Source organism: Methylobacterium sp. A54F, from assembly GCF_053346035.1.
The window spans coordinates 40251-64635 of sequence record NZ_JBKFBF010000015.1 but is presented as its reverse complement, the minus strand read 5'-3'; the positions used below and the strand labels follow the sequence as shown (position 1 = coordinate 64635).

Below are 24385 nucleotides of genomic sequence, written 5' to 3'. Positions count from 1 at the left end.
GATCATGCCCGCCCCGGCCCCGACCGGCCCCGCCGGCGCGCCGCAGCCTTGCGCGCAGCCCCTCCGCGCCGGAACCCTCAGGGCCCGCACCCGGCGCGGGCGGGCCGCCTGATCGGCTCCCGCCATCCGCCCCTCTTGATCCGCCCCTCTTGGCCCGGCGCCTGCGTCGGGCCCGCCACCCAGATCCCGCCCCCAGATCTCGTCCACCCCGAGGCACCGCATGAATCCGCACGCCGCGCCGGCCTACCTCGACCCCGCGACCGGTGAGACCTACCCGATCGGGGAGCCGCGCTGGTGCTCGGCCGCCGGCACGCCCCTGTCCGTGACGCCGCTGCCCGGCCTGTCGCGGGACGGGATCGAGACCGGCCGCCGCTCGCTGTGGCGCTACGCCGCCGCCCTGCCGGTGGCGGTGGCCGATCCCGTGACGCTCGGCGAGGGCTGCACGCCCCTCGTCCCGCGCCGCTGGCAGGGGGCGGATGCCCGCTTCAAGCTCGAATGGTTCAACCCCTCCGGCAGCTTCAAGGACCGGGGCGCCGCGGTGATGATCTCGATCCTGCGCCAGCAGGGCATCACCCGCATCCTCGAGGACAGCTCGGGCAACGGCGGCGCCGCCATGGCGACCTACGGGGCCGCCGCCGGGATGGGCGTGAAGATCCTCGTCCCGGCCTCGACCTCGCCGGCCAAGACCGTGCAGATGCGCGCCTGCGGCGCCGAGGTGGAGCTGGTGCCGGGCACCCGGCAGGATACGGCGGACGAGGCCGTGCGGCAGGCCGAGGGCATCTTCTACGCGAGCCACAACTGGCAGGCCCACTTCCTGCAGGGCACCAAGACGCTCGCCTACGAGTTGTGGGAGGACCTCGGCTTCCGGGCCCCCGACAACGTCATCATCCCCTGCGGCGCGGGCAGCAACGTGCTAGGCTGCGACCTCGGCTTCGGCGAGCTCCTGGCCCGCGGCGAGATCGAGCGCCTGCCCCGCCTCTTCGCGGTGCAGCCCGAGAACTGCGCGCCGCTCCACGCGAGCTTCGTCGCGGGGGCGGACGACCTGGTGCCCGTCGAGACCCGGCCGACGCTGGCGGAGGGCACCTCCATCGCCCGGCCCGTGCGGGCCCGCGAGGTGCTCGCCGCGGTGCGGCGCTCGGGGGGCGCCACCGTCGCGGTGCCGGAGGCGGCCATCGCGGCCGCGCTGACGGAGCTCTCGGGCATCGGCTTCTACGTGGAGCCGACCTGCGCCACCGCGGCCGCCGCCCTCACGGCCCTCCTGCGGGCCGGCACGATCGACCCCGGTGAGACCACGGTGGTGCTCCTCACCGGCACCGGCCTGAAAGCCACCCCGCGCATCGCGGACCTCATCGGCGCCGCCTGAGGCGGCCGCCCCGACCCCGCATCCAGAGACCGAGTAGGAGACGATACGATGGGCATCAACATCCCGGCCGCCATCGGCACCCGCATCGAGGACGTCGACACCCCCTGCCTGATGGTCGACCTCGACGCCTTCGAGCGCAACGTCGACAAGATGGGGCGCTTCATGAAGGAGCACGGCCTGCGCCACCGGGCGCATGCCAAGACCCACAAGTCCTCCGACATCGCGGTCTACCAGATCGAGAAGGGGGGCGCCTGCGGCGTCTGCTGCCAGAAGGTCAGCGAGGCCGAGGCCCTCGTCAGCGCCGGCATCCGCGACGTGCTGGTCTCCAACCAGGTGGTGTCGCCGAAGAAGATCGAGCGGCTGGCCGCCCTCGCGACCCGGGCCCGCGTCCTCGTCTGCGTGGACGACCTCGGCAACGTCGACGACCTCTCGGCGGCGGCCCAGAAGTACGGCGTCACCCTCGAATGCCTCGTGGAGATCGACGTCGGCGCCGGCCGCTGCGGCGTCGCGCCCGGCGAGGCCGCGGTCGCCATCGCCCGCAAGATCGACGCGGCGCCGGGCCTGACCTTCGCGGGGCTGCAATCCTACCAGGGCAAGGCCCAGCACGCCTACGACTACGCGGAGCGCAAGGCGCTGATCCAGGCGGCCATCGACGACACCGCCCGCACCGTGGAGATGCTGAAGGCCGAGGGGCTCACCTGCGGCATCGTCGCGGGGGCGGGCACCGGCACCTTCGAGATGGAAGGGACGAGCGGCGTCTACAACGAGCTGCAGTGCGGCTCCTACGTCTTCATGGACGCCGACTACCAGCGGGTGAAGGATTCGGACGGACGCTTCATCTCGGACTTCGAGAACAGCCTCTTCATCTACACCTCGGTGATGAGCAAGACGAAGGCCGACAAGGCGATCTGCGACGCGGGCCTCAAGGCCCAGAGCATCGACAGCGGGCTTCCCGTGATCCACGGCCGCGACGACGTGCAGTACATCAAGTGCTCGGACGAGCACGGCGTCATCGCGGACCCCGGCAACGTGCTCAAGCTCAACGAGAAGCTGAAGCTCATCCCCGGCCACTGCGACCCGACCGTCAACGTCTACGACTGGTACGTCGGCGTCCGCAACGGCCGCGTCGAGGCCCTCTGGCCGGTCACGGCGCGGGGCATGTGCCTGTAGGGCCGGCGGCCCGTCCCGGGCGCGCCGGGTCCCTCAACCCGGCGCCTCCGAACGCCCCCCCCGCGAACACGACCGACGCCTCCACCCCCAACCCGGAAGAGACCCATGCGCTTCATCTCCGAGGAGCAGTCCGCGGCGCTCGTGACCCACGAGATCGCCTTCGAGGCCGCGCGCGAGGCGCTGGTCGCCGCCGTCGCGGACGGGACCACGCTGTTTCCCGCGGTGCTCGGCCACGGCTCGGCGCCGACGAACCGGTTCTCCATCAAGTCGGCCTCGACGGCCGAGTACGCGGGCCTCAAGGTCGGCTCGTTCTGGCCCGGCAACCCCGACAAGGGCCTGCCGCGGCACAACTCGGTGATCCTGCTGTTCGACCAGGCGGTCGGGCGCGTCGACACGGTGATCGAGGCAGGCCGCGTCAACGCCTACCGGACCGCGGCGGCCGACGCGGTGGCGGCGAGCGTGCTGGCGCGGCCGGATTCGGCGACGCTCGCGGTGTTCGGCGCCGGCAACCAGGCGGAGTTCGAGGTGCGGGCGCTCGCCCGGGTGCTGCCGATCCGCGAGGTGCTGGTGGTGACCCGCGACCCCGCCAACGCGCGCGCGCTGGCCGAGCGCCTGGCCCCCGAGGGCCTCGCGGTGCGGGCTGCGGAGGCGCGGGCGGCCTGCGAGGCCGCCGACGTGATCGTGACGGCGACGCCCGCCCGCGCCCCGCTGTTCGAGGGGGAGTGGGTCCGGCCCGGCACCCACGTCGCCGGCATGGGCTCGGACGCCAAGGGCAAGCAGGAGCTGCCGGTCTCGCTCCTGGAGCGGGCGAGCCTGTTCTGCGACCTGCCGGCCCAGGCCGTCCTGATGGGGGAGTACCAGCACGTCGCCGAGGCCATCGCGGCCGGGCGCCTGCGCATCCGGGCGATCGGCGAGGTGCTGGCGGCGGGCGAGCGGGGCCGGAGCGCGGACGACGAGATCACCGTCTTCGACAGCTCGGGGATCGCCCTGCAGGACCTCACCATCGCCCGGCGGATCCTCGACCTCGCCGGGCGCTAGGCTGCCGTCAGGCGCCGAGGAAGACGCTCGCGGAGCCGACGACGGTGGCGACGAGGCCGCCCGCGGAGACGGCGATCATGGCGTAGGAAAACCACTTGAGATCCATGGGGGACAAGCTCCGATCCGGATGACGTGACGGGGGGTTGCGGTGAGCGGGGCGGCCCGGATCAGCAGGCCGAGCCGCCGGCGGTCTGGCCGTACTGCTTCACGGGACGGGCCTGCTGGTTGGCGTTGCCCTCGCTCGCGGAGCTCGGCGCGCAATAGGCGCCCGGCACGGCCGGGACCCGGCGCAGCGTGCCGGTCGTGAACGGGTCGGCGGGCCCGAACGCGCCCATCCACTCGACCGGGGCCCGGCGCTCGTAGGCCAGGGCGGAGGTCGCGGGCAGGGCGGCGCCCAGCATCAGGAGGGCGGCGGCAGCGGCAATACGATTCTTCATGAAGGAGATCTGTTCCTGTTCTTGTCGATCGACCCGGACCTCATGCCCTGGTCTTGCCTGAACAGAATATGGGGCAGTTCCGGTCCCGGCGACGTGTCGCCCCGCACCCGGCGGCCGGGATTAAAGTTTGCCGGCGCGATGCGGGTGGCCGCGGGTGCCCACGAGGGTGTTGCCCGGAAGCCTGCGGGCGGCCGGGCCCGGCGTCGGCGGGCCCGAATCCGCTTGCTCCCGGCCCCGGCCGAGCTATCTTCGATGTGCGAACAAATCAGGAACTCAGGATGCCGCGCAGGGTGAAGGGCGACTTCGACGCGCTGACCGAGGCGCAGCTCCTCGCCGGGCTGATGACGGCGCGCCGGGTCGCGGCCGAGAGCCTGACCCGCACCGTCGGCGACGCGCCGATGCACCGGCGCATCGCGGACCTCCTCGAGGCGATCGACGTGGTCGCCGAGGCCGCCACCGGCGACCGCAGCTTCCTGCACGTCAGGCCCGCGGCCCGCCCCGCCCGGCGGCGACCGCCCGCCCGGCCCGGAGGCGTCGCGGATCCGGAATGAAGTCGCGGTCCGTCAGCGCGGCGGCCAGGAAGGCGAACAGGCCGAGGTGCAGGGCGAGCGCCGCGGCCCCCGCCTCCGCGCCCCGCCACAGCGCGACCGCGCCCCCCGCCATGAGGCCGGGCGCCGCCGCGTAGACGAGCCCGCGCCAGGACCGGGCGGGCCGGGCGAGCCGGGCGAGCCGCCACCAGGCCGCCGCGAAGGCCGCTCCGGCGAACAGGCCCTTGAGCAGCGCCATGAAGCGGAGGAGCCGCGCGAGGTCGGCCTCGACCCCGTCCGGGCCGGTGCCGAGGCTGGCGGCCACCGCCACGGCGGCGACGAGCCCGAGGACGAGGGCCGGACGCCCGACGCGAATCGGGCCGCGCGCCCGGACGGCGCCGGCCGGGACCCCGGATACGCTGGACACGGCGCTGGACGGCATCGAACACCTCCCCGGACAATCCGCCGAGACTACGCCCAGTCCGGCGAACCGCAACCGCCCCGGCGGCCTGCTTCCTAAGGCCGCGCCCGCCCGGCCGCCCGGGATCCACCGCCGGCGGCGGGCGGATGTACACTCGGGGACCGCGCGGTCAGGAGACCCCATGCACGCAGTGATGAGCACGGCGGAGTGGATCGGGCTCACCCTCGCCTTCCTGGCGCCCCTGCCGCCCGAGTGGGAACGCGACGCCTCCGGGCGGCCCGACCTGCCGCGGCCCAACGGCCTCGTCGTCGGCCTCGTCGCGGGCTTCCTGCTCGCCGTGACCCTCGTGCCGCTCGGCCTCGCGCTCGCCGAGAACCGCACGCTCACGGCCTTCGGGGCCCAGTGCCGCGCCGCGGGCGGCCGCGTCACGCACCTGCCGGCGGAGGACGGGAAGCCCTATCGGTGCGATCACCGGAACTAGGGCGGCGCTCCGGAGGGGGCGGCCGCCCGTGCCTGGCACGCTTCCCGCTACGCCCTTTAGGGGACGCGACCGGCGCGCCCGCACGGGCTCTCATGCGGGCGGGCCGGGTGGAACCCGCCGCGGCCCGCGTCATTGCCTTCCGGGGTGCCCGCCATGCTCATCCGCAAGGAAGCGACCTTCGACGGGGTCTGGACCGTCTTCGTCGGCTCCAGCCTCTGCATCAGCGACCTGACCGGGCCCGAGGCCGACGCCCTCGTCGAGGCCTTCAGTCAGGTCGTGCGCGCGCAGGTCCTGCACGCAACGGCGTGATCATCGCCAGCCGACCAGCACGACGAATCCCGAGAACGTGAAGGCCGAGGCCATGATGGTGAGGGCGACGAGGTCCATGCCGCTCCGGTAAGGGCGCGGCGGGCCGCCGGCCATCGGGCCATCGGCCGCTGCGGCAGGCTGTCCGGAATCGGTTTTCCCAGTGTTGCCCCTTCGTTCTTGCGGGTGCGCCCCCGAATCGGCGATAGCTCGACCATGCGCCTGCGGACGATCCTCGCTGCCCTCTCGGTCCTCGGTGCCGCTCCCTGCGCGGCGGCCGAGACGGCCGGCGGCGAGACGGGGCGTCTGGAGCAGCGCTGGCACGATTGCCTGCGCGAGGCCTACGGCCGCCAGCCGCCCGGCCAGAGCCGCGCCGCCTCCGAGCGGAGCGCCCTCGACGAGTGCCGCGAGCGCGAGGACGCCCTGGTCTCCGCCCTGATGGCGAGCCGGGCGGAGGCGGATGCGGCCCGCGGCGGCCGCTCGCTGACGGCACGCGCCCGCGCCTGGGCGGCCGCCTACGTGGTCGACCCCGTCACCGCCTGGCTGTCGGCCTGGACCCGCTGAAGCGTCTCGACGCCCTTCGCGAGCGTCCCTACCCTGGCCGCATGGCCGTTTCCCGCATCCCAGCCCGCCTCCGCCCCGCCCTCGTCGCCGTCGGGCTCTGCGCCGCGGCATGGTCCACCGCGCGGGCCGAGGATGCGCCCGGCCTCGCCTGGCCCCTGCCGGGGGGACGCCTCGAGATCGCCAAGCCGTACGGCGGCTCGGAGATCCGGATCGGCGTCTCCTCCCGGACCGCCGGGGCCATCGACAGCCTGACCTGGGGCGGCCTGCAGTTCGTCAACAGCTTCGATCACGGCCGGGAGCTGCAATCGGCCGCCTCGTTCGACGGCTACGGGGAATGCCTGAACCCGACCGAGGCCGGCAGCAACGCCGACGGCATCGGCCCCGCCAGCACGAGCCTCCTCACCGCCCTCGGGGCCGGCCCCGACTGGCTCCAGACCACGACCCGGATGGCCTGGTGGCTGCGGCCCGGCGAGGGCGCCGGTACCTGTCCCAAGGGGCTCGCGGGCTACACGAGCGCGCGCTCCGACATCACCCTGACGAAGCGCGTCACGATCGGCGCCGCGGGCGTCGCCAACGCGGTGGCCTACCGGGCGACCTTCACCCTGCCGCAGGCCCACACGATGGGGGCCTTCGAGGCGGCGACGGGCTACATGCCCGCGACCTTCTCGCAGTTCTTCACCTACGACCCCGCCACGGGCACGCGGGCGCCCATCGACGACGGGCCGGCGGAGCAGACCCTTCCGGTGATCTTCGCGACCCCGGACGGCGGGCACGCCATGGGGGTCTACGCGCCCGGGCTGCCGCAGGCGCAGTTCCCGGGCTCGGGCTACGGCCGCTTCCGCTTCGCGAACCTGCCAGGGGTCGGCAACGCAACCGTGAAGTGGAACTGCGTCTTCCGCGAGCAGCCCCTGGCGGCGGGCGACCACAGCTACACATGCTACGTCGTCGTCGGCACCCTGGCCGAGGTGGAGCAGGGCATCGGCGCCCTGCGGGCGGCCCTCGGCCAGGGATCGCCCCCCGCCCCGCGCCCGACCACCGAGGCCGTCCACCCGGCCCCCGCCACGGCGAGGCCCCCCGCCCCGGCAACGGCGCTGTATGTCGGGATGCAGGGCGGCTGCAACGCGGGCGTCGTCACCACCGAACCGGCCTACAAGGGCTGCGCCACGGCACCGATCGGCGCGACGGTCGGGGCCGAGGGCGTCCACGGCCCGGCCGTCTACGCGGGCATCACGGCCGGGCTGAACGCGGGCGTCGTCTCCAGCAACCCGCGCCATCTCGGCGGCGATTCCCGGCCGATCGGCTTCCTGCGGCCGGCGGGCTCCGGCGGCACGCCGGTCTTCATCGGCCTGCAGCCGAACTGCAATGCCGGCGTCGCCTCGACCAACCCGGCCCACCTGAACTGCCGGAGCGCGCCGATCGGCGAGACCCTGCGCTGAGCGGAGGCTGGCGGCGCACGAAGGCCCCGTGCTAGTGCGCCGAGCCGGAGCCGCCCTCCCGCCACAGCGCCCGCCCGATGCTCGCGATCCGGATCGCCGTCCTGCTCTTTCTGCTGCTGCTGCCGCCGATCACCTTCGGGGTGGCGCAGTGGTTGCTGATCTGAGGGCTGCCGATCTGAGGCCGCCGATCTGAGGCCGCGGAGCCACACGATCCCGCGCTGAAGCAACATCGGGAAACAACCCGCGACGCGGCAGCGGCCCCCGGGTTAGGACTGGCGCGCCGCGCTTCCCGCCCGATCAGTCCGGATTGCGCGGCCGGCGAGCCGGCCCTCCGCGATGGTGGGCCGGCCCGCCGCTCAGGGCGCGGCGTGCGGGTGCGCGTGGCCGTCGTCCGTCTCCGGGTGCTCCAGGCCGAAATGCGCGACGAGGTCCCGCACCTGGTCGGGCGTCAGCATCCGCGGATTGAGATTGCGCAGGAGGAGGTAGAGCTTGGCGGTCTCCTCCAGCTCCTCCGTGGCGAAGACCGCCCCTTCGAGGCTTTCCCCCGCGACGACGGGCCCGTGGTTGGCGAGCAGCACCGAGGCGTAGCGCCCCGCGAGGCCCCGGATCGCATCCGCCACCGCCGGGTCACCGGGGCGGTAGTAGGGCACCAGCGCCACGGCGCCGGCCCGCATCACCGCGTAGGCGGTGAGCGGCGGCAGCACTGCCCGCGGATCGATCTCGGGCAGCATCGAGACCGCGACCGCGTGCGTCGAGTGGAGGTGCACGATCGCCCGCGCCTGCGCGCGGGTCTCGTAGACGGCCGCGTGCAGGGGGATCTCCTTGGTCGGCTTGTCGCCCGAGAGGACGCGTCCGTCCGGGGCGAGGCGGGTGATCCGGGCCGGGTCGAGGAAGCCCAGGGAGGCGTTCGTCGGGCTCACCAGCCAGCCGCCGTCGTCGAGGCGCACCGAGATGTTGCCCGACGAGCCCGGCGTCAGGCCGCGCTCGAACAGCGAGCGGCCGTAGCGGCAGATCTCCTCGCGCAGGCGGCTCTCGCTCATCGTAGGTCCCTCACGCGGTGGCGCCCGGAATCAGCTCGAAGCCGAGGTCGATCCGCTGCCCCGGCGCCTCCGCGCCGAGGAGCTCGGCCGCGACCGCGCCGATGCGCCCCCGGGGGGTGCGCACGGTCGCGAGGGGCTGGGGCATCGCGGCGGTGATGTCGAGGCCGTTGAAGCCGAACAGGGCGAGGCGCTCCGGCACGGCGAGCCCCCGCGCCAGGCAGTGGAAGTAGCCGCCGAGCGCCATGTCGTCGTTCGAGAAGTACACCGCATCGAGGCCGGGCGCCCGCGCGAGGAGCCGCGCGAGCCCGTCGCGCCCGGCCGCCGTCGAGGAGGGGCCGGGGGCGATCTCGCGGGCCGCGAGCGCCGACCCGGCCTCGGCGAGCGCCGCCTCGAAGCCGGCGAGCCGCTTGCCCGCCCGCAGGTCGCGCGCGACGTCGTGCCCGAGATATCCGATGCGGCGATAGCCCCGGGACAGGAGGTGGCGGGCGCTCGCCTCGCCGACGGCCCGGTTCGAGAAGCCCACGACGCTGTCGATGCCCGGACCGTCGAGGTCGATCATCTCCACCACGCGGACGCCGCTCGCCCGCAGGGCGGCGGTCGCCGCCGGGCTGTGCTCGAGGCCGGTGACGATGAGGCCGGCGGGCCTCCAGGCCAGCAGCGCCGTGATCAGCCGCTCCTCGCGCTCGGGGTCGTAGTCGCTGACGCCGATGACGCTCTGGTAGCCGGCCGGATCGAGGACGCCCGCGATGCCGGCGAGCAGGTCGGGAAACACGACGTTGCCGAGCGAGGGAATCACGATGCCCACGAGCGACGCGCCCGCGGACGCAGCGCCGCCCGCGAGCCTGCCGGCGATGCGGTTCGGCACGTAGCCGAGGCGGACCACGGCCTCCATCACCCGCTCGCGGGTCTCCCGGGAGAACGAGCCGTGGTTGCGCAGCACCCGCGAGACCGTGCTCTCGCCGACGCCGGCCGCCCGCGCGACATCCGTCAGGGTGATCGGGCGCGGTGCCGGCACGTCGATGGTCATGGCGAGATCCGCGGCCGGCCCGGTTGCCCGCGGGGTGCGGACGCCTGCAGATATCAAGCTTTCGATCCCGGAACAATGAGATTGGCAGCGCTGCCAAAGCACGCTATGCAGAATGGAAGCGCTGCCAAAAACGAGTCGCGCCGACAAACAGCAGCAATGCCCGCCCGGTTCGCCGGGATGCTGGAGGAACGCCCATGACGATCAGCACCGCATCCATGCCGGGTGCCGCCGCGCCGCCGTCCGACCTCGTCGAGCAGACCTACACGAAGGTGTTCTGGCGCCTCGTGCCGTTTCTGATGCTCTGCTACGTGATCGCCTATCTGGACCGCGTGAACGTCGGCTTCGCGAAGCTCCAGATGAGCCAGGAGCTCGGCTTCAGCGAGACGGTCTACGGCCTCGGCGCGGGCCTGTTCTTCATCGGCTACTTCCTGTTCGAGGTCCCCAGCAACGTCATCCTGCACAAGGTCGGCGCGCGGGTCTGGATCGCCCGGATCATGATCACCTGGGGGCTGATCTCGGGGGCGTTCGTCTTCGTGAACTCGGTGCCGATGTTCTACGCGATGCGGTTCCTGCTCGGCCTCGCGGAGGCCGGCTTCTACCCGGGCGTGATCCTCTACACGACCGCGTGGTTCCCGGCCCACCGCCGCGCCCGGGTGATCGCGGTGTTCATGTCGGCGATTCCGGTCTCGGGCATCTTCGGCAACCCGCTCTCGGGCTGGATCATGGACGCCTTCAACGGGGCGAACGGCCTGTCGGGCTGGCAGTGGATGTTCCTGATCGAGGCGGTGCCCGCCATCGTCGTCGGCGCCATGGTCTACCTCTACCTCGACAACCGGCCCGCGGACGCGAAGTGGCTCACCGAGGACGAGAAGGCCGTGGTCGCGCGCGACATCGCCCGCGACGGCGAGGACAAGGCGTCGAGCCCGCACTCGATCGCCACGGTGTTCCGCGATCCCCGCATCTGGTTCATGAGCCTGATCTACTTCGCCTTCGTCACCGGCCAGTACGGGCTCACCTTCTGGATGCCGACCCTGGTGAAATCGACCGGCGTGCAGGGCAACTTCCAGATCGGCCTGATCAGCGCGATCCCGTTCCTCTCCGCGGTCGTCGTGATGGTGCTGCTCGGCCGCAGCGCCGACCGGATGCGCGAGCGCCGCTGGCACCTGATCCTCCCGGCGCTCGCCGGCGCCGTCGGCTTCGTGGTGGCGGCGAGCGCCACGAGCACGGTGCTGGCCATCGCGTTCCTGTCGATCGCGGCGGCCGGCGTGCTCACCTGCGCGCCCCTGTTCTGGTCCCTGCCCACCGCCTTCCTGGGCGGCACGGGGGCGGCGGCCGGCATCGCGCTCATCAACTCGGTGGGAAACCTCGCGGGCTTCGCGAGCCCCTACGCGATCGGCGCGCTGCGGGACGCCACCGGGACCACCCAGGCCGGCATGTACGCGCTCGCCGCGATGCTGGTGATCGGCGCGCTCTGCGTGTTCCTGACGCCGGCCCGCATGGTGAACCGATGACGCGCCCGTCCCACCGGCCCCTCCCATGCCGCGACCGCATCCCGGGGCGCGAAGCCGGAGAGGGCCGGGCGGCGCCGCGATCCCTGGAGGCCTCCTTCGAGGCCCCCTGCGGGGGCACCTCAGGATGAGGCGGGTGGGTAGGATCCGCCGGGTGATCGCTGCCACCCACCCGCGACCTCATCCTGAGGTGCGCAGCGCAGCGAAGCCTCGAAGGAGGGCTCCAGGGATCGCAACGGATCCCGGAGGCCCCCTGCGAGGCCCCTCGCGATGAGGTGGGTCGGTGGGATCCGCCACCGGGACGCGGCGACCCGCCCCCGGCGATTGACTTGGTCGAACAGGCTCTGAGAGCCCGGAGGTTCCTTCGATGAGCACCGCCCCCACCCGTGCCGCCGTGATCGGCCTCGGCTCGATGGGCTCCGGCATGGCCCGCTCGCTGCTGGCCGCGGGCCTGCCCGTCACGGCCTACGACCCGGACGCCGGGGCGCTCAACCGCTTCGCCGAGGCGGGGGGCACGCGGGCGGCGAGCGCCGCCGAGGCGTGCCGGGGCGCCGACGTCGTGGTCTGCGTCGTCGTGAATGCGGCCCAGACCGAGGCGGTGCTGTTCGGCGCGGGCGGCGTCGCCGACGCGATGCCGGAGGGTGGCGTGTTCGTCGCCTGCGCCACCCTCGATCCGGCGGTGGCGCGCGGCCTCGCGGCGCGGCTGGAGGCCGGCGGCCGCCACTACCTCGACGCGCCGATCAGCGGCGGGGCCCAGCGGGCGGCCGAGGGCGCCCTGACCATCCTGGCATCGGGCAGCGAGACGGCCTTCGCGCGGGCCGCCCCGGCCCTCGATGCCATGGCGGCGACGCTCTACCGGCTGGGCGACGCCCCCGGCCAGGGCGCGGCCTTCAAGATGATCAACCAGCTCCTCGCCGGCGTCCACATCGCGGCGGCCTGCGAGGCGATGAGCTTCGCGGCCAAGCAGGGCCTCGACCTGTCCCGCGTCTACGAGGTCATCACGGCCTCGGCCGGCAATTCCTGGATGTTCGAGAACCGCATGCCGCACGTGCTGGAGGGGGACTACACCCCCCGGAGCGCGATCGACATCTTCGTGAAGGACCTCGGCATCGTGCAGGACATGGCCCGGGCCGAGCGCTTTCCCGTCCCGGTGGCGGCGGCCGCCCTGCAGATGTTCCTCGCCGCCTCCGGGGCCGGCATGGGCCGCGACGACGACGCCTCCGTGGCCCGCCTCTACGCTCAGATATCCGGGGCGCAGCTGCCCCCCGCCCGCACCGGCGCCTGAGGACCGACACCATGCCGCGCTTTGCCGCCAACCTGACCCTGATGTTCACGGAGCTGCCCTTCCTCGACCGCTTCGGCGCGGCGTCGGAGGCCGGCTTCCGGGCCGTCGAGTTCCTGTTTCCCTACGCGCACTCGCCCGAGGCCGTGGGCGAGCGCCTCGGCCGGCACGGCCTGACCCAGGCCCTGTTCAACCTGCCGCCGGGCGACTGGGCGGCGGGCGAGCGCGGCCTCGCGGCCCTGCCGGGGCGCTTCGCGGAGGTGCAGGCCGGCGTCGAGACCGCCCTGCCCTACGCCGCGGCGACGGGGGTGCGGCGGCTGCACCTGATGGCGGGGCTCGCCGACAAGCGCGACCCGGAGGTGAGGGCCGCCTATCGCCGCTCCGTGGCCTGGACGGCCGAGCGCCTCGCGCGCGAGGGGCTCGACCTCGTGCTGGAGCCGATCAACGGCCGCAACATGCCGGGCTACGCCCTCGACGATTTCGGCGAGGCCGCCGAGTTGATCCGCGACCTCGCGCTGCCGAACCTGAAGCTGCAGTTCGACCTCTACCACTGCCAGATCCTGCACGGCGACGTGACGATGCGGCTGCGCGCGCTGATGCCGATGATCGGCCACGTCCAGACCGCGAGCGTGCCCGACCGGCACGAGCCCGGCACCGGCGAGATGGACGACGCCTTCCTGTTCGGCGAGCTCGACCGCCTCGGCTACGACGGCTTCGTCGGCTGCGAGTACAACCCCGCCGCGGGCACCGAGGCCGGCCTCGGCTGGTTCGCCCCCTACCGGGCGGCGCAGGGAGAGGTCCGATGAGCCTCGCGCTGGGCTGCGTCGCCGACGACTACACGGGCGCCTCCGACCTCGCCAACACGCTGACGCGGGCGGGCCTGCGCACCGTCCAGACCATCGGCGTCCCGGAGCCGAGCCTCGCCCTGCCCGACGTCGATGCCGTCGTGGTGGCGCTGAAGAGCCGGTCTATCCCCGCCGCCGAGGCCGTGGCGCGCTCGCGCGCGGCGGAGGCGTGGCTGCGGGCGCGCGGCGCGGAGCACGTGCTGTTCAAGGTCTGCTCGACCTTCGACTCGACGGATGCGGGCAACATCGGGCCGGTCCTCGACGCCCTGCGGACGGATGCGGGCGAGGCCATCGCCCTCGTGACGCCGGCCTTTCCGGAGACCGGGCGCACGGTCTACCAGGGCCACCTCTTCGTCGGGCCCGAGCGCCTCGACGAGAGCCCGCTCAAGGATCACCCCCTGAACCCGATGCGGGATTCGAGCCTCGTGCGCGTGCTCGCCCGCCAGAGCGGGAGCCCGGTGGGGCTGATCGATCTCGCGACCGTCGCGGCCGGCGCGGAGGCGGTGGCGGCCCGCCTCGACGCCCTGGCGCGGGAGGGCCACGGGGCCGCCGTCGCGGACGCGGTGTTCGATGCCGACCTCCGCGCGATCGGGGCCGCGGCGCTGTCCCGCCGCCTCTCGGTCGGCGCCTCGGGCCTCGGCCTCGGCCTCGCCCGGGCCCTGGTGGCGGCCGGGCGCGGCGGGACCGGCGCGGGCGATCTCGGCCCCGGCGTCGGCGGGCACGCCGCCTGCCTCGCCGGTAGCTGTTCGCGGGCGACGCTCGGCCAGATCGAGGCCGCCGAGGCGGTGATGCCGGTGCTGCGCCTCGACCCCGAGCGGATCGTCGCGGGCCCCGAGGCGGTCGCGGAGGCGGTCGGCTGGGCCGCGGACCGGCTCGCGGCGGGTCCCGTCCTGATCGCGAGCAGCGGGACGCCCGAGGCCGTGCGCGCGCTTCAGGCGAAGCACGGCGGCGAAGCCCTCGGCCACGCCATCGAGGCCGCCAACGCCGCGATCGCCGAGGCCCTGGTGGCGCGCGGCGTCCGTCGCCTCGTGGTGGCGGGGGGCGAGACCTCGGGGGCCGTGGTCGACCGCCTGGCGCTGCGGGCCTTCCGGATCGGGCCGGAGATCGCGGCGGGCGTGCCCGTGCTGCGCGCGGTGGGCCCCGGCCCCGACATGCTGCTCGCCCTGAAATCCGGCAATTTCGGCGGCCCGAACTTCTTCGGCCGCGCCCTGTCCATGATGGCCTGACGAGAGGAAAACCATGCACGCCCTCATCCTCGGCGCGGCCGGCATGATCGGCCGGCGCCTGTCCGAAGCGCTCGCGGCAGAGCCCACGATCGCGGGCCGCCCCCTCGAGGCCCTGACCCTGGTCGACGTGGTGGCGCCGGAGGCGCCCGCGGGCTTCCCCGGCCGGGTCGCGACGGCGCAGGGCGACCTGTCCGCGCCGGGCGCCGCGGAGGCCGCCATCGCCGGGCGGCCGGACCTGATCTTCCACCTCGCCGCGATCGTCTCCGGCGAGGCCGAGGCCGACCTGGAGAAGGGCTACCGGATCAACCTCGACGGCACCCGCCTCCTCCTCGACGCCGTCCGGCGGGCGCACGCCCAGGACGGCTACCGGCCGCGGCTGGTCTTCACCTCCTCGCTCGCCGTCTACGGGCCGCCGCTGCCCAAGCTGATCCCGGACGACCAGATCCTCACGCCGGCCAACTCCTACGGGGTCCAGAAGGCGATGGGCGAGCTCATGCTCGCCGATTACAGCCGCCGCGGCTTCCTCGACGGGATCGGCCTGCGGCTGCCGACCATCTGCGTGCGGCCCGGCAAGCCGAACCGCGCGGCCTCGGGCTTCTTCTCAGGCATCATCCGGGAGCCGCTGGCGGGCCTGCCCGCGGTGCTGCCGGTGCGCGACACGCTCCGCCACTGGTTCGCGAGCCCGGGGGCGGCCACGGGCTTCCTGCTGCACGCCGCGGGGCTCGACCTCTCGGGCCTCGGCGTCGCCCGCACCCTCACCATGCCGGGCGTCTCGGCCACCGTCGCGGAGGAGATCGAGGCGCTGCGCCGGGTCGCGGGGGACCGCGCGGTCGCCCTCATCCGCCGGGAGCCGGACGAGGCGGTGGCCCGCATCGTCGAGTCCTGGCCCGAGGCGTTCACGGCCGAGCGGGCGCTGGCCCTGGGCTTCCGGGCCGATGCCGACTTCGACGCCATCGTCGCGCAGCACGTGGCCGAGCATCACTGACGCTGCCCTCGCCGCCTACGCGCCCTCACCCGCCAGGGCCGCGGCGTAGATCGCCCGCGCGTCCGCCCGGGTGACGGGCCGCGGGTTGTTCACGAGGAGGCGCGTCTGCTTCATCGCGTCGTCGGCGAGCCGGTCGAGATCGGCCTCGGCGATGCCGACCGCGGCGAGCGAGGCCGGCACGCCGCAATCCCGGCAGAGGGCCGCCATCGCCTCCACGAAGGCGCGGGCCCGGTCCGGCACGGTCCCGTCGCGGGACTCAGGGGCCACGATCGGCGCGAGCTCGGCGTAGAGCGCCTCGGCCTCCGGCAGGTTGAAGCGCAGGACGCCCGTGAGGACGAGCGCGTTCGAGAGCCCGTGCGGGACGTGGAACAGGGCGCCGATCGGATAGGCCAGCGCGTGCACGGCCGCGACGGGCGCGTTGGCGAAGGCCATGCCGGCCAGCATCGAGCCCAGCAGCATGGCGGCGCGCGCCTCGACGTCGCCGCCCTGCGCGCAGGCGGTGCGGATGTTCTCGGCGAGGAGCGCGAGCGCCTGCCGGGCGAGACCGTCCGAGACGGGATTCTTCCGGTGCCGGCTGGTGTAGGCCTCGATGGCGTGCACCATCGCGTCGATCCCGGTTGCCGCGGTGACGTTTGCCGGCAAACCGAGCGTCAGGGCGGCGTCCAGCACCGCCCAGTCGGGCAGCAGGGTGGCGGAGACGACGCCCTTCTTCTCGGTGGTCGGGGTGGTGACGATGGCGATCGGCGTCACCTCGGAGCCGGTGCCGGCCGTGGTCGGCGCGAGGATCAGCGGCAGCCGGGCCCCCCGCACGAGGCCGACGCCGTAGAGGTCGTCCAGGCGCTCGTCCGAGCGGGCGAGCAGCGCCACGAGCTTCGCCGTGTCGAGGGCGGAGCCGCCCCCCACCGACACCACCGCCTCGACGCCCTCGCTCCGGGCGAGGGCCGCGGCGCGCTCCACCACCGCGGCGGGCGGGTCGGCCACCACGTCCTCGAACACCGTCACGGCGATGCCGGCCGCCGCGAAGCCGGCCTCGGCGGCGCGGGTCAGCCCCGCCCCGCGCACCCCGCGGTCGGTGACGAGCAGCACGCGGGCGCGGGCGCCGAGCCCGGCGGCAAGCTCCGCGAGCCGGCCCGAGGCGCCCGGCTCGAACAGGACGTTCGGCGTGGTCTGGAAGGTGAAGGGCGTCATCCGGCGGTTCCTCCGGTGCGCCCCGCCGTCACGGCAGCGCGCGCACCAATTCGCGGAACTGGTTACCGCGGTCCTCGAAGCTGCGGAACTGGTCGTAGGAGGCGCAGGCCGGCGACAGCAGCACCACGGGCTCGGGCGCCCCCGAGGCGGCCGCTCCCTCCGCGGCGGCCCGGGTCGCGACGTCGAGGGTCTCGCAGCGGGTGTAGGGCACCGCCCCTTCGAGCGTCGCCGCGAAGGCGTCCGAGGCCGCGCCGATCAGGTAGGCGTGGCCGATCCGGTCGAACAGCGGCACCAGCGGGAAGATGCCGCCGTCCTTCGCCTTGCCGCCGAGGATCCAGTGGATGTCCCGGAACGCCGTCAGCGCCTTCTCGGTGGAATCCGCGTTCGTCGCCTTGGAATCGTTGACGAAGAGCACGCGGCCGCGCCGGCCGACCTCCTCCATGCGGTGCGGCAGCCCCGGGAACGAGGCGAGCCCCGCCTGGATCGCCTCGGGCGCCAGGCCGAGGGCGCGCGCCACGGCGACGGCCACCGCCGCGTTCTGCCAGTTGTGCGCGCCCCGCAGGGAGCCGATCCCGGTAAGGTCGGCCAGCCGCGTTCCGTCGGCATCGAACACGGCGCCGTCGCGGGCGGTGAGCCCGTCGAAAGTCAGGCCGGGCTCGCCGGCCACCTGGGAGACGTGGACCCGCACCCGCTCGACCGGACGGCGCTCGGCGATGGCCCGGCTCGGGGCGTCGTCGATGCCGATCACCGCGAGTTCCGCCCCCTGCACCAGCCGCTCCTTGATGGCCGCGTAGCTCTCCATCGCTCCGTGCCGGTCGAGGTGGTCCGGTGTGATGTTGAGGAGCACGCCGATGCTCGGGGCGAGGGAGGGCGTCAGGTCGATCTGGAAGGAGGACAGCTCGATGACGTGGATCCGGTCCGCGGCGGGCGGCGCGAGCGACAGGATCGCGGTGCCGATGTTGCCGCCCATCTGAACGTCGCGCCCGGCCGCCGTCAGGATGTGGGCGATCAGCGCCGTGGTGGTCGACTTGCCGTTGGTCCCCGTGATGGCCACGAAGGGCGCCGCCGGCGCCAGCTTCGCCCGCTCCCGGCAGAACAGCTCGATGTCGCCGATGACCGGGACGTTGGCGGCGCGGGCGAGGTCCACCGTCCAGTGCGGCTGCGGATGGGTCAGCGGCACGCCGGGCGACAGCACGAGGGCGGCGAAGCCCGACCAGTCGGCCTCGCGCAGGTCGGCGGTCGCGATGCCCTGCGCGCTCGCCCGCGCCATGCTGTCGGGGTTGTCGTCGCAGGCCACCACCTCGGCCCCGCCCGCCTTGAGCGCCAGGGCGGTGGCGAGGCCCGACCCGCCGAGGCCGAACAGGGCGAGGGTGCGGCCCTCGAAGGTGGTGACGGGAGTCAGGGTGGCGGAAGTCAGGGTGGCGGAAGTCATGGGATCGTCCGACGCAGGGCAGTCGGCTCCCCTCATACGGTGCGGACGCCTCAGCGCAACTTCAGGGTCGCGAGTCCGGCGAGCGCCAGGATCACGGCGATGATCCAGAAGCGGATCACGACCTGCGGCTCCTTCCAGCCCTTCTGCTCGAAGTGATGGTGGATCGGGGCCATCCGGAACACCCGCTTGCCCGTGAGCTTGAAGGAGGCGACCTGGATGATCACCGACATCATCTCGAGCACGAACAGGCCGCCGACGATCGCCAGCACGATCTCGTGCTTCGTGGCGACCGCGATGGTGCCGAGGAGGCCGCCGAGCGCCAGCGAGCCCGTGTCCCCCATGAAGATCTGCGCGGGCGGGGCGTTGAACCACAGGAAGCCGAGGCCCGCCCCGATCACCGCGCCGCAGACCACGGCGAGCTCGCCCGTGTCGCGGACGTAGTTCACCTGCAGGTAGCTCGCCGTGAAGGAGTTGCCGACGAGGTAGGCGATCACCCCGAACGTCCCGCAGGCGATCATCACCGGCACGATGGCGAGGCCGTCGAGGCCGTCCGTCATGTTCACCGAATTGCCCGCCCCGACGATCACGAAGGCGCCGAACAGCACGTAGAACCAGCCGAGGTTCAGGAGCGCGTCCTTGAAGACCGGGAAGGCGAGCTGGTTCTGCAGGCTGGCCGGCGAGTAGATCGCCACCAGGGCGCAGGCCAGGCAGGCGACGAGCGCCTCGATGGCGAGGCGCGAGCGGCCCGAGAAGCCCTTGTGGGACTGCTTCGTGACCTTGAGGTAATCGTCGTAGAACCCGATCGCGCCGAAGCCCAGGGTCACCATCAGGGTGATCCAGACGTAGTGGTTGCGCGGGTTCGCCCAGAGCAGGATCGCCACGACGGCGCCGGCCAGGATCATCAGCCCGCCCATGGTGGGCGTGCCCCGCTTCGTCAGCAGGTGGGTCTGCGGGCCGTCCTCGCGGATCGGCTGGCCCTTGCCCTGGCGCAGGCGCAGCAGGGAGATGATCCACGGCCCGAACCAGAACACGAACAGGCCCGCCGTGAACAGCGCGCCGCCGGTGCGGAAGGTGATGTAGCGGAAGACGTTGAGGGGCGAGAGCGTGCCGCTCAGATCCGACAGGAGATACAGCATCCGGGGCTCTGCGGCGCTTTCAGGTCTCGGGGCGGCCGGGGCGGGCCGGGATGAGGTTCGGGCGGCGCGAGCGCCGCAATGGCGCGAGGCGCCGCGATGGCTCAGGGCGCCGCGGCGGCTCAGGGTGCCGCGACGCTCGCCTCGCGGCGGGCGGGGGTCGCGTAGCGGGCTTTGAGGGCCTCGACAATCCGACCCATGCGGATGCTGTTGGAGCCCTTCACCATCACGGCATCACCGGGGCGCAGGCAGCCGGCCACCGCCTCGACGAGGTCGGCGGAGGTCTGGGCCGCGAGGCCGCGGTTGCGTACCGGCACGGCCTCGAACAGGCCGCGCATCAGGGGCCCTGCCGTGAACAGGAGGTCGACGCCGGCCGCCTCGACGGCGCCGGCGAGCTCCCGGTGATGGCGCTCGGCCGCCTCGCCCAGCTCCAGCATGTCGCCGAGCACGGCGATGCGGCGCCCGCGCGGGCCTGTCTCGATCCCCGCGAGCGTCGCCAGGGCGGCGCGGACGGAGGCGGGGTTGGCGTTGTAGCTCTCGTCGACCAGGAAGGCCTCGCCGTCGCGGATCTGCAGGGCGGTGCGCTCGCCGCGCCCCACCGGCGGCTTCAGGGCCGCGAGCGACAGGGCGGCGCGGGCGAGGTCGGCGCCCAGCGCGTGCACCACGGCCATCACGCCGAGGGAGTTCATGGCGACGTGCCGGCCCGGCGTGCCGAGCTGGTAGGTGACGGGGATGCCCATGACCCGCGCATCGACCACGGACAGGTCGGGGCGCATCACGATGCGGCTCGCCCGCACGTCGGCCTCCGGATGCTCGCCGAAGGTGATCACCCGCCCGGCCCGGGAGGCCTGCGCGTGGGCGAGGAGGCGCGGGAAGTTGGGGTTGTCCCGGTTGATCACCGCGACGCCGCCGGGCCCGAGCCCCGAGAAGATCTCGCCCTTGGCGTCGGCGATGGCCGAGAGCGAGCGGAAATGCTCGATGTGGACGGGCTCCACGGTGGTGATCAGGGCCACGTCGGGCCGCACCTGCGCGGTCAGCGGCAGGATCTCGGCGCCGTGGTTCATGCCGATCTCGAAGACGCCGAAGCGGGTCGCCTCCGGCATCCGGGCGAGGGTCAGGGGCACGCCCCAGTGGTTGTTGTAGGAGGCCGCCGAGGCGTGCGTCGCCCCTTGCGCCGACAGGACGTGGCGCAGCGCCTCCTTGGTGCCGGTCTTGCCGACCGAGCCCGTCACCGCGACGATCGCGGCCCTCGTGCGGGCGCGGGCGGCCGCGCCGATGCGGGTCATCGCCGCGAGCACCGGGTCCGCGCAGCCGCCCGGCACCGCCAGCACCGGACCCGCAGCGGCGAGGTCCGCCGCGCGATCCTCCGCCACCACCGCGGCCCCGGCGCCGCGCGCCAGGGCGTCGGCCACGAAGTCGTGCCCGTCGCGGGCCTCGCCGCGGATCGCGAAGAACAGGTCGCCGCGCGCGAGCGTGCGGGTGTCGATCGAGGCGCCGCCGATCGGGCCGGGCAGGCCAGCCCGGGGCAGGCCGGACCAGGTGCCGCCGGTGGCGGAGGCCAGGGCGTCCGGGGTCCAGAGGGGCGCTGACGCGCTCAAGGTCCAGAGGGGCGCTGACGCGCTCATCGGCTCGCTCATCTCGTCACCTCCGCGATCGCGGCGCGGACCACGTCGTGGTCCGAGAACGGGAGCACGCGATCCCCCACGATCTGGCCGGTTTCATGGCCCTTGCCGGCCACCACCAGAACATCGCCGGGCGCGAGCCCCGCGACGCCCGCCCGGATCGCCGCGGCGCGGTCGCCGATCTCCTCGGCGCCCGGGGCCTCCGCGCGGATCGCGGCGCGGATCGCGGCGGGCTCCTCGCTGCGGGGGTTGTCGTCCGTGACGATGACCCGGTCGGCGAGGCGCGCCGCGATGGCGCCCATCAGCGGGCGCTTGCCGCGGTCGCGGTCGCCGCCGCAGCCGAACACCAGGCAGAGCCGCCCCGTCGCGAAGGGGCGCAGCGCAGTGAGCACGCCCTCCAGGGCCTCGGGCTTGTGGGCGTAGTCGACGAGGCAGAGGCCGCCGTTCGCCTCGCCGACGCGCTCCATGCGCCCCGGGACGCCGGTGAGGTGATCGAGGGCCGCGAACACGCCGGCCGGATCCGCCGCGCCGGCCGGCGTCGCCAGCACGAGACCCGCCGCCACGAGGGCGTTCTCGACCTGGAAGCCGCCGACTAGGGGCAGGCGGACCCGGTGGTCCGTGCCGGCGTGCCGGAGCGCGAGGGTCTGGGCGAAGCCCTCGGTGCGGGCATCGAGCAGGCGGATGTGCTCGCCCGCGCGCCCGGTGGTCCGGATCTCGTGGCCGGCGGCCCGGGCGGCCGCGATCACCCGCTCCGCGTAGGCGCCGTCCGCGTTGACCACGGCCGGCCGGCCGGCGGGCAGGAGCGTCGTGAACAGGCGGAGCTTGGCGTCGAGGTACTCTTCGAGGCTCGCATGGTAGTCGAGGTGGTCGCGCCCGAGATTGGTGAAGCCCGCGGCCGCGAGGCGGACGCCGTCCAGGCGCCGCTGCTCGATGCCGTGGGAGGAGGCCTCCATGGCGAGGTCCGTGACCCCCTCCCCGGCGAGGCGGGCGAGGGTCTCGTGCAGGCTGACCGGATCGGGCGTCGTCAGGGAGCCGTAGGCGGCGCCCCGGTTCGTGACGATGCCGACGGTGCCGAGGCTGGCGGCGTCTCGCCCCAGCCGGGCCAGAATCTGGCGCACGAAGTCGGCGACCGAGCTCTTGCCGGCGGTGCCGGTCACCGCCACCACCGTCTCGGGCTGGCGACCGCTGAGGCGCGCGGCGGCGAGTGCCAGCGCCCGGCGGGCATCGTCGACCGCGATCCAGGCCGTGGCGGGCGCGAGGTCCCCGGGGCGCGGGCCCTCGCCCGCCACCGCGACGGCGCCGGCCGCCGCGGCCGCCGCGGCGAACCGGCGCCCGTCCGCCTTGGTGCCTGGCACCGCCACGAAGACGCCGCCGGGGACCACCCGGCGGCTGTCGGCGGTGAGCCCCGCGACGGTGAGGCCGCCGACGTCGCCGGCGGCCTCGGGGAAGAGGTCCCGCAGCGCCGCGCTCACGGGCCGCTCACCTGGGTCGCGTGATAGGCGCCGAGCTTCACCATCAGCGGGAAGGGCCGGACGGGCGGCTCGAACTGCGGGGGCAGGCCGAGGATCGGGGCGACGCGCTCGATCACCCGGCCGGTGACCACGCCGGAGTTCCAGGCGGCGGTGGCGTAGCCGCCGGATTCCGGCAGGCCCTGGGGCTCGTCCATGATGGTGACGAACAGGTACTTCGGCTTGTCCATGGGCGCGGCGGCCATGAAGGTCGTGAACAGGCGGTTCTTGGCGTAGCGCCCGCCGATCACCTTTTCGGCCGTGCCCGTCTTGCCGCCCACGAAGTAGTAGGGAATCGCCGCCTTCTTGGCGGACCCTTCCGTCGCGTTGAGGCGCATGATGAAGCGCATCGCCTCGCTGGTCTCGGGGCGGAGCACCGGCGTCGCCTTCTCGCGGGCGGCCTCGGCCGTGGTCTTCAGGAAGGTCGGCGTCATCAGGAAGCCGCCGTTGGTGATCGCGGCGACCGCCGCCGCGGCCTGCAGCGGCGCCACCGCGAGGCCGTGGCCGAACGCGATGGTGATCGTGTTGATCTCGGTCCAGCGCGGCGGGATGATCGGCGCGGCGCTCTCGGGCAGCTCGGTGCGCAGGCGGTCGAGCAGGCCCATCTTCTTGAGGAAGGCCTTGTGGCCCGGCACGCCGACGCCGAGCGCCATCTTGGCCGAGCCGATGTTCGACGAGTGCGTGAACACCTCCGGCATGGTGATGACGCGGTTGGTGCCGTGGTACTCGTGGATCTTCTGGCGCCCCCAGTTGAGCACGCCGCCGCGGGTGTCGAACGTCGAGTTGACGGTGTACTTGCCCGATTCGAGCGCCATGGCGAGCGTCATCGCCTTGAAGGTCGAGCCCATCTCGTAGACGCCGACGTTCATGCGGTTGATGCGATCGTCCGCGAGCGCGTCCACCGGGTTGTTGGGGTCGAAGTCCGGCATCGAGACGAGGGCGATGACCTCGCCGGTCGTCACGTCGAGGATCATCGACGCGCCGGCCTTCGCCCGGAAGTGCTCGATGCCCTTGGCGAGCTCGTCGCGCACGGCGAACTGCGCGCGCAGGTCGACCGAGAGCTGCACGGGCTTCAGGTCGGTCTGCTTGGCGACGAGGCCGAACTCGTTGAGGGCCTTGTTGCCCTGGTTGTCGATGTACTTCTCGATGCCCGCGATGCCGATGTTGTCGAGGTTCGTCGCACCCACGATGTGGGCGGCGGCGGTCCCGTTCGGGTAGACGCGCTTGTGGTCGGGCAGGAAGCCGATCCCGGGGATGCCGAGGCGGTGCACCTCGGCCTGCTGGCGCGGGGTGAGCTCGCGCTTCACCCAGACGAAGCCGACGCCCTTCTTGCCGGGCTTCTGCGTGAGCTTGGCGCGCAGCTCCGTGGCGTTGAGGTCCGGCAGCACGGCGGTGAGCAGCTCGACCGCCTCGTCCTTGTCGTAGATGTTGCCCGGCTCGGCGAAGACCGAGACCGTGCGGATGTCGGTGGCGAGCACCTCGCCGTTGCGGTCCACGATGTCGGGCCGGATCGCGGTGGTGGAGGCCGCCGCCACCCGGTGCTCCTGGCTGGGGGGCTCGCCGAAGGCCGCCATCATCAGGAGCCGCACGCTGATCGCGCCGAACACGCCCGCGAAGGCGAGGCCGACGAGCCCGACGCGGGTGTAGGACCGCTCGATCGCGAGGCGGAACATCGCGCGCAGGAGGGCCGCCAGCGGGTTGCGGCGGGGCTCGGCCGCGGACTCGACGGCAGCGGGGGCCGCCGCGGCCTCCGGCTGCCCCTGCGGGGCGGCCTCGTCCGTCGCGGTCTCGTCACCCCGGGCCGCGTCGCGGCCCTCGTCTCGGAATGCGTCGTCGGACACGGGGA

23 protein-coding genes are annotated in these 24385 nt (G+C 73.8%); 13 read left to right on the top strand and 10 right to left on the bottom strand.

Features of this window, described 5'->3' with window-relative positions:
* Window positions 1-220 precede the first annotated feature (220 nt).
* The 3 genes from ACLBXP_RS21515 (at window position 221) to ACLBXP_RS21505 (ending at window position 3571) form a co-directional block, all read left to right on the top strand.
* Window positions 221-1363 (top strand): pyridoxal-phosphate dependent enzyme, encoded by a 1143-nt coding sequence (locus ACLBXP_RS21515; RefSeq protein WP_447669854.1) that lies wholly within the window; start codon window positions 221-223, stop codon window positions 1361-1363.
* Between the two features lie 48 nt (window positions 1364-1411).
* The gene (locus tag ACLBXP_RS21510; RefSeq protein ID WP_447669853.1) at window positions 1412-2533 is read left to right on the top strand and encodes a DSD1 family PLP-dependent enzyme; all 1122 of its coding nucleotides are present in this window, start codon (window positions 1412-1414) and stop codon (window positions 2531-2533) included.
* Window positions 2534-2638: 105 nt separating this feature from the next.
* Entirely contained in the window at window positions 2639-3571 is a 933-nt protein-coding gene (locus ACLBXP_RS21505) for an ornithine cyclodeaminase family protein (RefSeq protein WP_447669852.1), read from the top strand.
* Window positions 3572-3738: 167 nt separating this feature from the next.
* Here ACLBXP_RS21505 and ACLBXP_RS21500 read toward each other — a convergent pair whose 3' ends face one another.
* On the bottom strand, window positions 3739-4008 hold the full coding sequence (locus tag ACLBXP_RS21500; protein WP_447669851.1) for a hypothetical protein: 270 nt from the start codon (window positions 4006-4008) through the stop codon (window positions 3739-3741).
* A 278-nt stretch (window positions 4009-4286) separates the two neighbouring features.
* Between ACLBXP_RS21500 and ACLBXP_RS21495 the strand changes: the two genes are divergently transcribed.
* Window positions 4287-4559, top strand: a complete 273-nt coding sequence (locus ACLBXP_RS21495; protein WP_447669850.1) for a hypothetical protein — start codon at window positions 4287-4289, stop codon at window positions 4557-4559.
* Here ACLBXP_RS21495 and ACLBXP_RS21490 read toward each other — a convergent pair.
* The gene (locus ACLBXP_RS21490; protein WP_447669848.1) at window positions 4489-4977 is read right to left on the bottom strand and encodes a hypothetical protein; all 489 of its coding nucleotides are present in this window, start codon (window positions 4975-4977) and stop codon (window positions 4489-4491) included. The two genes, ACLBXP_RS21495 and ACLBXP_RS21490, sit on opposite strands and share 71 nt — an antisense overlap.
* Before the next feature lie 160 nt (window positions 4978-5137).
* Here ACLBXP_RS21490 and ACLBXP_RS21485 point away from each other — a divergent pair, with 160 nt between their 5' ends.
* From ACLBXP_RS21485 to ACLBXP_RS21470, 4 genes are all read left to right on the top strand, one after another.
* The gene (locus tag ACLBXP_RS21485; protein WP_447669847.1) at window positions 5138-5437 is read left to right on the top strand and encodes a hypothetical protein; all 300 of its coding nucleotides are present in this window, start codon (window positions 5138-5140) and stop codon (window positions 5435-5437) included.
* A 153-nt stretch (window positions 5438-5590) separates the two neighbouring features.
* Complete coding sequence (locus tag ACLBXP_RS21480) at window positions 5591-5746, top strand: hypothetical protein (RefSeq protein WP_447669845.1); 156 nt, start codon at window positions 5591-5593, stop codon at window positions 5744-5746.
* A gap of 213 nt (window positions 5747-5959) precedes the next feature.
* Window positions 5960-6307: a hypothetical protein gene (locus ACLBXP_RS21475; protein WP_447669843.1), complete on the top strand. Its 348-nt coding sequence runs from the start codon at window positions 5960-5962 to the stop codon at window positions 6305-6307.
* Window positions 6308-6348: 41 nt separating this feature from the next.
* Window positions 6349-7743, top strand: a complete 1395-nt coding sequence (locus ACLBXP_RS21470; RefSeq protein ID WP_447669841.1) for a hypothetical protein — start codon at window positions 6349-6351, stop codon at window positions 7741-7743.
* 356 nt (window positions 7744-8099) lie between these two features.
* On the opposite strand, the gene otnC is transcribed toward ACLBXP_RS21470, so the two are convergent.
* Both otnC and ACLBXP_RS21460 read right to left on the bottom strand, forming a co-directional pair.
* Entirely contained in the window at window positions 8100-8783 is a 684-nt protein-coding gene (otnC, locus tag ACLBXP_RS21465; RefSeq protein ID WP_447669840.1) for a 3-oxo-tetronate 4-phosphate decarboxylase, read from the bottom strand.
* 10 nt (window positions 8784-8793) lie between these two features.
* Complete coding sequence (locus tag ACLBXP_RS21460) at window positions 8794-9804, bottom strand: LacI family DNA-binding transcriptional regulator (protein WP_447669910.1); 1011 nt, start codon at window positions 9802-9804, stop codon at window positions 8794-8796.
* Between the two features lie 200 nt (window positions 9805-10004).
* On the opposite strand from ACLBXP_RS21460, the gene ACLBXP_RS21455 reads away from it, so the two are divergent.
* The 5 genes from ACLBXP_RS21455 to denD all read left to right on the top strand — a co-directional run bounded on the left by ACLBXP_RS21455 (window position 10005) and on the right by denD (window position 15656).
* Entirely contained in the window at window positions 10005-11321 is a 1317-nt protein-coding gene (locus tag ACLBXP_RS21455) for an MFS transporter (protein WP_447669839.1), read from the top strand.
* A gap of 364 nt (window positions 11322-11685) precedes the next feature.
* Window positions 11686-12603 (top strand): L-threonate dehydrogenase, encoded by a 918-nt coding sequence (ltnD, locus tag ACLBXP_RS21450; protein ID WP_447669838.1) that lies wholly within the window; start codon window positions 11686-11688, stop codon window positions 12601-12603.
* Between the two features lie 11 nt (window positions 12604-12614).
* Window positions 12615-13406: a 2-oxo-tetronate isomerase gene (gene otnI / locus ACLBXP_RS21445; RefSeq protein ID WP_447669837.1), complete on the top strand. Its 792-nt coding sequence runs from the start codon at window positions 12615-12617 to the stop codon at window positions 13404-13406.
* A complete protein-coding gene (otnK, locus tag ACLBXP_RS21440) occupies window positions 13403-14671 on the top strand; it encodes a 3-oxo-tetronate kinase (RefSeq protein WP_447669835.1) in 1269 nt (422 codons plus the stop codon). The genes otnI and otnK overlap by 4 nt, the downstream gene beginning before the upstream one ends.
* A 13-nt stretch (window positions 14672-14684) precedes the next feature.
* A complete protein-coding gene (denD, locus tag ACLBXP_RS21435; RefSeq protein WP_447669834.1) occupies window positions 14685-15656 on the top strand; it encodes a D-erythronate dehydrogenase in 972 nt (323 codons plus the stop codon).
* A 15-nt stretch (window positions 15657-15671) separates the two neighbouring features.
* On the opposite strand, the gene ACLBXP_RS21430 is transcribed toward denD, so the two are convergent.
* From ACLBXP_RS21430 to ACLBXP_RS21405, 6 genes are all read right to left on the bottom strand, one after another.
* Entirely contained in the window at window positions 15672-16844 is a 1173-nt protein-coding gene (locus ACLBXP_RS21430; protein WP_447669833.1) for an iron-containing alcohol dehydrogenase, read from the bottom strand.
* Between the two features lie 28 nt (window positions 16845-16872).
* Window positions 16873-18246 (bottom strand): UDP-N-acetylmuramoyl-L-alanine--D-glutamate ligase, encoded by a 1374-nt coding sequence (gene murD, locus ACLBXP_RS21425; protein ID WP_447669909.1) that lies wholly within the window; start codon window positions 18244-18246, stop codon window positions 16873-16875.
* Between the two features lie 80 nt (window positions 18247-18326).
* Window positions 18327-19412, bottom strand: coding sequence for a phospho-N-acetylmuramoyl-pentapeptide-transferase (mraY, locus tag ACLBXP_RS21420; protein ID WP_447669832.1), 1086 nt, complete (start codon window positions 19410-19412; stop codon window positions 18327-18329).
* A gap of 119 nt (window positions 19413-19531) precedes the next feature.
* A complete protein-coding gene (locus ACLBXP_RS21415) occupies window positions 19532-21046 on the bottom strand; it encodes a UDP-N-acetylmuramoylalanyl-D-glutamyl-2,6-diaminopimelate--D-alanyl-D-alanine ligase (protein ID WP_447669831.1) in 1515 nt (504 codons plus the stop codon).
* Window positions 21043-22503, bottom strand: coding sequence for a UDP-N-acetylmuramoyl-L-alanyl-D-glutamate--2,6-diaminopimelate ligase (locus ACLBXP_RS21410; RefSeq protein WP_447669830.1), 1461 nt, complete (start codon window positions 22501-22503; stop codon window positions 21043-21045). Before ACLBXP_RS21410 ends, ACLBXP_RS21415 begins: the two co-directional genes overlap by 4 nt.
* A complete protein-coding gene (locus ACLBXP_RS21405) occupies window positions 22500-24380 on the bottom strand; it encodes a peptidoglycan D,D-transpeptidase FtsI family protein (RefSeq protein WP_447669828.1) in 1881 nt (626 codons plus the stop codon). The genes ACLBXP_RS21410 and ACLBXP_RS21405 overlap by 4 nt, the downstream gene beginning before the upstream one ends.
* Window positions 24381-24385 lie beyond the last annotated feature (5 nt).

Bases quoted from the DNA above. Each gene is read 5' to 3' on its own strand.
- otnI (WP_447669837.1), top strand. From the start codon at position 12,615: ATGCCGCGCTTTGCCGCCAACCTGACCCTGATGTTCACGGAGCTGCCC.
- ACLBXP_RS21470 (WP_447669841.1), top strand. From the start codon at position 6,349: ATGGCCGTTTCCCGCATCCCAGCCCGCCTCCGCCCCGCCCTCGTCGCC.
- ACLBXP_RS21475 (WP_447669843.1), top strand. From the start codon at position 5,960: ATGCGCCTGCGGACGATCCTCGCTGCCCTCTCGGTCCTCGGTGCCGCT.
- otnK (WP_447669835.1), top strand. From the start codon at position 13,403: ATGAGCCTCGCGCTGGGCTGCGTCGCCGACGACTACACGGGCGCCTCC.
- otnC (WP_447669840.1), bottom strand. From the start codon at position 8,783: ATGAGCGAGAGCCGCCTGCGCGAGGAGATCTGCCGCTACGGCCGCTCG.
- denD (WP_447669834.1), top strand. From the start codon at position 14,685: ATGCACGCCCTCATCCTCGGCGCGGCCGGCATGATCGGCCGGCGCCTG.
- ACLBXP_RS21500 (WP_447669851.1), bottom strand. From the start codon at position 4,008: ATGAAGAATCGTATTGCCGCTGCCGCCGCCCTCCTGATGCTGGGCGCC.
- ACLBXP_RS21455 (WP_447669839.1), top strand. From the start codon at position 10,005: ATGACGATCAGCACCGCATCCATGCCGGGTGCCGCCGCGCCGCCGTCC.
- ACLBXP_RS21490 (WP_447669848.1), bottom strand. From the start codon at position 4,977: ATGCCGTCCAGCGCCGTGTCCAGCGTATCCGGGGTCCCGGCCGGCGCC.
- ACLBXP_RS21495 (WP_447669850.1), top strand. From the start codon at position 4,287: ATGCCGCGCAGGGTGAAGGGCGACTTCGACGCGCTGACCGAGGCGCAG.
- ACLBXP_RS21430 (WP_447669833.1), bottom strand. From the start codon at position 16,844: ATGACGCCCTTCACCTTCCAGACCACGCCGAACGTCCTGTTCGAGCCG.
- ACLBXP_RS21485 (WP_447669847.1), top strand. From the start codon at position 5,138: ATGCACGCAGTGATGAGCACGGCGGAGTGGATCGGGCTCACCCTCGCC.
- ACLBXP_RS21415 (WP_447669831.1), bottom strand. From the start codon at position 21,046: ATGAGCGAGCCGATGAGCGCGTCAGCGCCCCTCTGGACCTTGAGCGCG.
- ltnD (WP_447669838.1), top strand. From the start codon at position 11,686: ATGAGCACCGCCCCCACCCGTGCCGCCGTGATCGGCCTCGGCTCGATG.
- ACLBXP_RS21480 (WP_447669845.1), top strand. From the start codon at position 5,591: ATGCTCATCCGCAAGGAAGCGACCTTCGACGGGGTCTGGACCGTCTTC.
- mraY (WP_447669832.1), bottom strand. From the start codon at position 19,412: ATGCTGTATCTCCTGTCGGATCTGAGCGGCACGCTCTCGCCCCTCAAC.
- ACLBXP_RS21505 (WP_447669852.1), top strand. From the start codon at position 2,639: ATGCGCTTCATCTCCGAGGAGCAGTCCGCGGCGCTCGTGACCCACGAG.
- ACLBXP_RS21510 (WP_447669853.1), top strand. From the start codon at position 1,412: ATGGGCATCAACATCCCGGCCGCCATCGGCACCCGCATCGAGGACGTC.
- ACLBXP_RS21515 (WP_447669854.1), top strand. From the start codon at position 221: ATGAATCCGCACGCCGCGCCGGCCTACCTCGACCCCGCGACCGGTGAG.